Annotated in this window: 8 protein-coding genes; 6 read left to right on the forward strand and 2 right to left on the reverse strand. The window is 71.7% G+C overall.

The annotated features are described in order from the left end of the window. From AOK23_RS22955 to AOK23_RS22965, 3 genes are all read left to right on the forward strand, one after another. Window positions 1–919 (forward strand): AIM24 family protein (locus AOK23_RS22955; RefSeq protein WP_169800322.1); only part of this gene is annotated, 919 nt, incomplete at its 5' end. Between the two features lie 8 nt (window positions 920–927). After that, a complete protein-coding gene (locus tag AOK23_RS22960; protein ID WP_055515621.1) occupies window positions 928–1605 on the forward strand; it encodes an AIM24 family protein in 678 nt (225 codons plus the stop codon). Between the two features lie 27 nt (window positions 1606–1632). After that, complete coding sequence (locus tag AOK23_RS22965) at window positions 1633–2385, forward strand: AIM24 family protein (RefSeq protein ID WP_055539783.1); 753 nt, start codon at window positions 1633–1635, stop codon at window positions 2383–2385. A gap of 101 nt (window positions 2386–2486) precedes the next feature. Here AOK23_RS22965 and AOK23_RS22970 read toward each other — a convergent pair whose 3' ends face one another. Together AOK23_RS22970 and AOK23_RS22975 are read right to left on the reverse strand one after the other, a co-directional pair. Continuing rightward, complete coding sequence (locus AOK23_RS22970) at window positions 2487–3008, reverse strand: NUDIX hydrolase (RefSeq protein ID WP_055714564.1); 522 nt, start codon at window positions 3006–3008, stop codon at window positions 2487–2489. Then, window positions 3005–4468, reverse strand: coding sequence for a zinc-dependent metalloprotease (locus AOK23_RS22975; protein ID WP_055714565.1), 1464 nt, complete (start codon window positions 4466–4468; stop codon window positions 3005–3007). Before AOK23_RS22975 ends, AOK23_RS22970 begins: the two co-directional genes overlap by 4 nt. Before the next feature lie 189 nt (window positions 4469–4657). Here AOK23_RS22975 and AOK23_RS22980 point away from each other — a divergent pair, with 189 nt between their 5' ends. The 3 genes from AOK23_RS22980 (at window position 4658) to AOK23_RS51470 (ending at window position 6733) form a co-directional block, all read left to right on the forward strand. Next, window positions 4658–5770: an SDR family oxidoreductase gene (locus AOK23_RS22980; RefSeq protein ID WP_055714566.1), complete on the forward strand. Its 1113-nt coding sequence runs from the start codon at window positions 4658–4660 to the stop codon at window positions 5768–5770. Window positions 5771–5923: 153 nt separating this feature from the next. Further along, window positions 5924–6385 (forward strand): molybdenum cofactor biosynthesis protein MoaE, encoded by a 462-nt coding sequence (locus AOK23_RS22985; RefSeq protein ID WP_055714567.1) that lies wholly within the window; start codon window positions 5924–5926, stop codon window positions 6383–6385. Between the two features lie 216 nt (window positions 6386–6601). Then, the gene (locus AOK23_RS51470) at window positions 6602–6733 is read left to right on the forward strand and encodes a hypothetical protein (protein ID WP_276205754.1); all 132 of its coding nucleotides are present in this window, start codon (window positions 6602–6604) and stop codon (window positions 6731–6733) included. Window positions 6734–6735: the final 2 nt, after the last annotated feature.

Here is a 6735-nt window from a genome sequence, read left to right on the forward strand (position 1 = left end):
GCTGCACACGCCCCCCGGTGGCACCGTCCCGCCCCCGGCCGCACCGCCGGCCGGGCCCTTCACACCGCCCGGCGCACCGCCCCAGGGCGGACCCTTCACCCCTCCGGGCGCCCCGCCGCAGGGCGGGCCCTTCACACCTCCGCCCGGCGCGGCGCCGCAGGGCGGCCCCTTCACGCCTCCGGGCGCCCCCGCGGCCTTCCCGGGACAGGGGCAGGGACAGCCGTTCGGCGGCGGGACGCAGCTCGCGCCCGTGCCCCCGGACGCCGGACTCCGCGTCGTGCTGACGAAGTACTCCGAGGCACCCGTCGGCGACCGCTGGACCGAGCAGAACCCGCAGATGGTGCGGGCCACCCTCACCAAGGGCGCCAACATCCTTGCCAAGCAGGGCAGCATGGTCGCCTACCAGGGCGACATCGACTTCGCCCACAAGGGTTCCGGCCTGCTCGGCAAGTTGACGGGCCAGCTCACCGGGCAGGGCATGGCCCTCATGCGGTGTTCCGGCGACGGTGAGGTGTTCCTCGCCGACGAGGGCAGCAGGCTCTTCGTCATCCGCCTCCAGAACGAGCAGCTCTACACCAGCGCGCGCGGTGTCCTCGCCTTCGACGAGGCGCTGGACACCGAGATCCGCCGTATCGAGGGCGCGGGTCTGCCCGGGGGCGGCCTGTTCAGCATGCTCTTCTCCGGGACCGGAGCGGTCGTCGTCAAGACACGCGGCGTCCCCGTCGTCCTGCCCGTCGGCCCGGCCACCTACGTCGACGGCAACGCCGTCATCGCCTGGTCCGCCGGTGCGCAGGCCGTCACCACGACCTCGCTGAGGCTGCGCCGCTCCGGGTACGCCCGGCAGACCCAGGAGGCGATCAACCTCCAGTTCCGCGGTGCCCCCGGCAACTTCGTCGTCGTCCAGCCCTTCGAGGTGTGAGGCAGAGCATGGACCTCCAGACACTCCACGCACACCGCTCCGCGGCGACCGGCGTCCGGATGAGCGTGCACAGCTCCAAGACGCTCAAGGTCACCATGGTCACCGGCCAGGACCTCCTGGCCAAGGCCGGCTCGATGATCGCCTACGACGGGTTCGTGCAGTTCGACGCCGCGCCCGCCTCGCTGCGCCGCAGCGCCGAGGAGATGGTCACCGGAGAGGGCGGCAAGCTGATGCTCTGCCGCGGCGACGGCGACCTCTACCTCGCCGACTACGGCGGTGACGTCCTCATCGTCCACCTGAACAACGAGGCGCTGTCCGTCAACGGCCCCACCCTGCTGGCCTGCGACGCCTCCCTCCAGCTGACCATCGAACCGGTCAAGGGCCTCGCCAAGCTCTCCGGCTCCGGCCTGACCAACCTGGTCGTCCGGGGCACCGGGTGGGTCGCCCTGGTCAGCCGGGGCGTGCCGATCTCCCTCGACTGCGCCGAACGGGAGACGTACGTCGACCCGGACGCGCTGATCGCCTGGACCGACGGCCTCGACATGAAGGCCCGCCGCACCATCAAGGCCGGAGCGCTCATCGGCCGGGGCAGCGGGGAGGCCTTCCAGATCGGGTTCAAGGGGCAGGGCTTCGTGGTCGTCCAGCCCAGCGAGGACACCGGTGACCGTTTCAAGGTCCGTGGCTGACCGGGGCCGAGAGGAGAACAGCACACCATGCACAGCACACTCTTCGCGCACATCCCGGTGGAGCACACCGAGCGCTACACGCTGCAGAACCCGCAGCTGCTGAAGACGGACGTCACCATCGGCAGCAGCCCCGTCCTGGCTCGCCAGGGCGCCATGGTCGCCTTCGAGGGGCAGGTCGAGTTCGACAGCCAGTACCGCAACCGCAGCTGGCGCAACGCCGAGCGGATGACCGGTGAGCGCCTGGAACTGATGCGCTGCAAGGGCAACGGGATCGTGTATCTCGCCAACTTCGCGCAGTACCTGCACATCATGGACGTCGGCCGCGGCATCACCGTGGACTCCTCCTCCGTCCTGGCGTTCGACGGTTCCCTGAACGTCGGCATCGTCGCCGTGGACAGCGCCGTCGAGGTCGCCTCGGCGGGGGCGTACAACCTGGAGTTGTCCGGCGGCGGCAAGGTCGTCCTGATGACCTCCGGCGAGCCGCTGGCGCTCGAAGTGACGCCCGAGAAGAACATCTGCGTCGACTCGGATGCCGTCATCGCCTGGTCCACCTCGCTGCGCACCCAGCTGCAGGCGCCGACCTCGACGTCCGCCGTGTGGCGCCGCCGGGGCTCCACCGGTGAGGGCTGGGAGATGCACTTCTCCGGCAGCGGACACGTCCTGGTGCAGCCGAGCGAGCTGCTGCCGCCGCAGCACGTCCGTACGTCCGGGGTGCTCGGTCAGTTCGGCATGGGCGCCGGCGGTCTGAGCGGGAACAACCTCGGCGGCAGCCGCGCCTGATCCCGGCGGGGACAGTACAGGCATGCGTCATCCGTAAGGGGCGTCCGCCATGGCGGACGCCCCTTACGGAGTTCTTCTCCCGGTGAGGGACCCGCGCCCGGTCACAGCCGCGCCCGTGTCGCCTCCAGCAGTCGTACGACCGACTCGTCCGCCACATCCGCCACCTCGGCGTACGGGAACCAGCGCACGTCGAGGGACTCGTCGCTGACCAGGTGCTCGGCATCCGGCGGGGCCAGCACCGCGTACTGGACGTCGTAGTGCCAGTGGCAGGGCGCCGGGATCGGGTGGCGGTCCAGGCGCACCGGCCCACCCGGGAGCAGGGTCAGCCCGGTGACACCGGACTCCTCCGTCGCCTCCCGCAGGGCAGCGGCCGCGAGGGTGGTGTCCTCGGGCTCGCAGTGGCCCCCCATCTGGAGCCACATGCGCAGCTTCCTGTGGAGCGTCAGCAGGACCCGCCCGCCCTCCGGGTCGATCACCAGCCCGCTCGCCGTGATGTGCCCGGCGCCGCAGGCCTTCCAGATGCCGTCCGGGTGCTCGGCCAGATGGTCGAGGTAGGCCTGGCGCAGCTCCGGCTGCTCCTCGTAGCCCTTCAGTACGAGGACCGCGTCGTCGTGCAGGCTCACTCGGTGTCGTCGTCCTTCTTCTTCAGGTCGGGCTTCTCATCGGACTTCTGCTCATCGGACTTCTTCAGGTCCGGCTTCTCGGTGGAACCGGAACCGGACGCCGCCTCGCCGAGCATCTTGTCCAGCTCCGAGAAGTCCATCTGCTCGCGGTGGACGAAGCCGTCCGGGTCGTCCAGATCGGAGGCGTTGGGCAGCATGTCCGGGTGGGCCCACAGGGCGTCCCGGCCGTCGACGCCGCGCGCGTCGGTGAGGGAGGCCCACAGCCGGGACGCGTCGCGCAGCCGGCGGGGACGCAGCTCCAGCCCGATCAGCGTGGCGAACGTCTGCTCGGCCGGGCCACCCGTGGCGCGGCGGCGGCGCAGGGTCTCACGCAGCGCGTCGGCGGAGGACAGGCGCGGCTTCGCGGCCGCGTGCACCACCGCGTCGACCCAGCCCTCCACCAGCGCCAGCGCCGTCTCCAGACGGGCCAGGGCGGCCTTCTGCTCCGGGGTGTCCTCCGGCTGGAACATGCCCTGCTGGAGCGCCTGCTGCAGCTCCTCGGGGTTCTGCGGGTCGAACTGGCCGACCACGTCCTCCAGCTTGGCCGTGTCGACCTTGATCCCGCGCGCGTAGCCCTCGACGGCGCCGAACAGGTGCGAGCGCAGCCACGGCACATGGGCGAAGAGCCGCTGGTGGGCGGCCTCGCGCAGCGCCAGGTAGAGCCGCACCTCGTCCTGGCCGATGCCCAGGTCCTTGCCGAACGCCTCCACGTTGACCGGGAGCAGCGCGGCCTTGCCGGCCGGGCCGAGGGGCAGCCCGACGTCCGTCGAGCCGACGACCTCGCCCGCCAGCACGCCCACGGCCTGGCCGATCTGCTGGCCGAACATGGCGCCGCCCATCGACTTCATCATGCCGATCAGCGGGCCCGCCATGGCCTGCATCTCCTCCGGCAGGATGTCGCCCATGGCGCCGCCGACACGCTCGGCCACCGGGTCGACGAGCTCCTTCCAGGCGGGCAGGGTCGCCTCCACCCACTCCGCGCGGCTCCACGCCACGGCGGATCCGGCACCGGACGGCAGGGACGTCGCGTCGTCGAGCCACAGGTCGGCCAGGCGGACGGCCTCCTGGACGGCGGTGCGCTCGGCGGGGCCGACGCTGGAGTCCTTGGTGCCGTCGGCGGTGCCCTGGGCGACCGTCTGGCGGGCGATCTGCTTGGCCATGTCCCAGTTCACCGGGCCGCCCTCGTACGAGAGCATCTGGCCCAGCTGCTGGAAGGCGGCGCCCAGGTCGGTGGGGTTCATGGAACCGAACATCGCGGCGAACGGATTGTCGGCCCCGGGGCCCCCGGCCCCGGGGGACCCGAAACCGAACGGGTTGGCCGGGCCCTGACCACCACCGCTCTGCTGGTCCTTCTTCTTGCCCTCGTCGCCGTCGTCCGGCTCCTCCGGCGGAAGGCCGAATCCGAATGGGGTGTCACTCACGGGATTCCTCGGCTGATAGGGCCGTCGGCTCCACCGACGGCACGGCTGCCCGAACACCACCCAGCCTAGACACCGTGGCGGGTTCGGGCCTCGGTGCTCCGCCGACCGATGGCCTGCGGCAGGATGGATGCCACCTGGTACGTACGCGTCACCCGCGTTCGTACTGAAGACAACCGCTGGAGACGCCCGGTGAGTTCCCCAGATCCGCAGGTTCGCGCAGCGCGAAACCACTCAACCAGCTCCGCCCCGCGCGGACCCGTCGTCGCGGTCACCGGCGCCGCGTCCGGGGTGGGCGCGCTGCTCACCGAGCGGCTCGCCGAGTCCGACGAGGTCCGGCAGGTCATCGCGATCGACGAGCGGCGGGGGGAGTGCGCGGCCGCCCAGTGGCACATCCTGGACGTGCGGGACCCGGCGATCGCCGACAAGCTGCGCGGCGCGGACGTGGTGGTGCACCTCGCGGTCGACCTCGACCTGGGCACCGACCCGGCGGCACGCAGCGCGTACAACGTGCGGGGCACGCAGACCGTCCTCACGGCGGCCGCCGCGGCCGGCGTGCACCGGGTCGTGCTGTGTACGTCGGCCATGGTCTACGGGGCGCTGCCCGACAACGAGCTGCCGCTCTCCGAGGACGCCGAGCTGCGGGCGACCGCGGAGGCCACCGGGGTCGGCGACCTGCTGGAGATCGAGCGCCTCGCACGCCGGGCGCCGCGCGCCCACCCGGGCCTCAATGTCACCGTCGTCCGGCCCGCCGTCCTCGTCGGAGGTACGGACACCGCGCTGACCAGGTACTTCGAATCGCCTCGGCTGCTGGTGGTGGCCGGATCGCGGCCCGCCTGGCAGTTCTGCCATGTCGAGGACCTGTGCGGGGCGCTGGAGTACGCCGTCCTGGAGAAGGTCGACGGGGAGCTGGCCGTCGGGTGCGAGGGCTGGCTGGAGCAGGAGGAGGTCGAGGAGCTCAGCGGGATCCGGCGCATGGAGCTGCCCTCCGCGGTGGCCCTGGGGGCCGCGGCCCGGCTGCACCGGATCGGGCTCACCCCGTCGCCGGCCGGGGACCTGGCCTACACGATGTACCCCTGGGTCGTCAGCGGGAGCCGGCTCCACGAGGCCGGGTGGCGGCCGCAGTGGACGAACGAGGAAGTGCTCGCCGAACTGCTGGAGGAGGTGTCCGGGCGGCACACCGTGGCCGGACGCCGGCTCGGGCGGAAGGACGCGACGGCGGCGGGTGCCGCGGGCGCGACGGTCGCGCTGCTGGGTACGGCGGCGCTGGTACGGCGGGCCCGGAAGGCTCGACGCCGGTTGTGAGAGGGCGCCCCGCGGGACGGTGTCGGGACGGTGTGACGAGGTGCGACCCGACGCGAAGGTGCGCGCCCTGTAGGACGTGACAAGCACACACGCGCGCGTGTGCCCGCTGATCCGACCATGTCGGGCCGGGAGCCGGTGGGGCACGATGGAGGGATGGCAGTGATGAACGATCACCCCGGTGAGCAGAGGGCCGAGGAGCCCATCAAACTGATCGGTGTCCGGGAGACCACGCTCTCCGTGGACGAGGTCTTCCGGGCCGTCGGGGACGACGCGGCCGGCGGTACCGCGCTGTTCGTGGGGACGGTGCGGAACCACGACGGCGGAGCCGATGTCGACGAGCTGGGCTACTCGTGCCATCCGACCGCCGAGGCGGAGATGCGGCGGATCGCGGAGAAGGTGGTCGCCGACTATCCGGTGCGGGCGCTCGCGGCCGTGCACCGGGTGGGAAGTCTGAAGGTCGGGGATCTCGCGGTGGTCGTCGCCGTGTCGTGCCCGCACCGCGGTGAGGCGTTCGAGGCGTGCCGCAAGCTCATCGACGACCTGAAGCACGAGGTGCCCATCTGGAAGCACCAGAAGTTCTCCGACGGCACGGAGGAGTGGGTCGGGGCCTGCTGAGCCCCTCCCGAGAGCCTCGAAGGACCCGGGTCGGGGCCCGAGAACACCCGGGTGGCGTGACCGAGATGGGGCCATTCGCGTTCCGGTTGCGTAACCCGCCCCCCAGCGTGAGCGTTGACGGAGCGGACGGATAATCTGCTGATCAGTCAATTGCGGTCATGTGAATGGGGTTGGGAGGTCGGCATGGCGGCGCTCGCCTGGTTGCTGATTCCACTTGTGGCTGCGATCGGCGCCGGACTGTGGGGCGGCTGGGCCAGCCGGAACCGCAAGAGCATCGAGGACGGCACCGAGCTCGCCGGCTACACACGGTTCCGTGAGGCCATGGAGAGGTCCCACACCGGCGGTTGACC

The organism is Streptomyces torulosus (assembly GCF_001419765.1).
Taxonomy (GTDB): domain Bacteria; phylum Actinomycetota; class Actinomycetes; order Streptomycetales; family Streptomycetaceae; genus Streptomyces; species Streptomyces torulosus.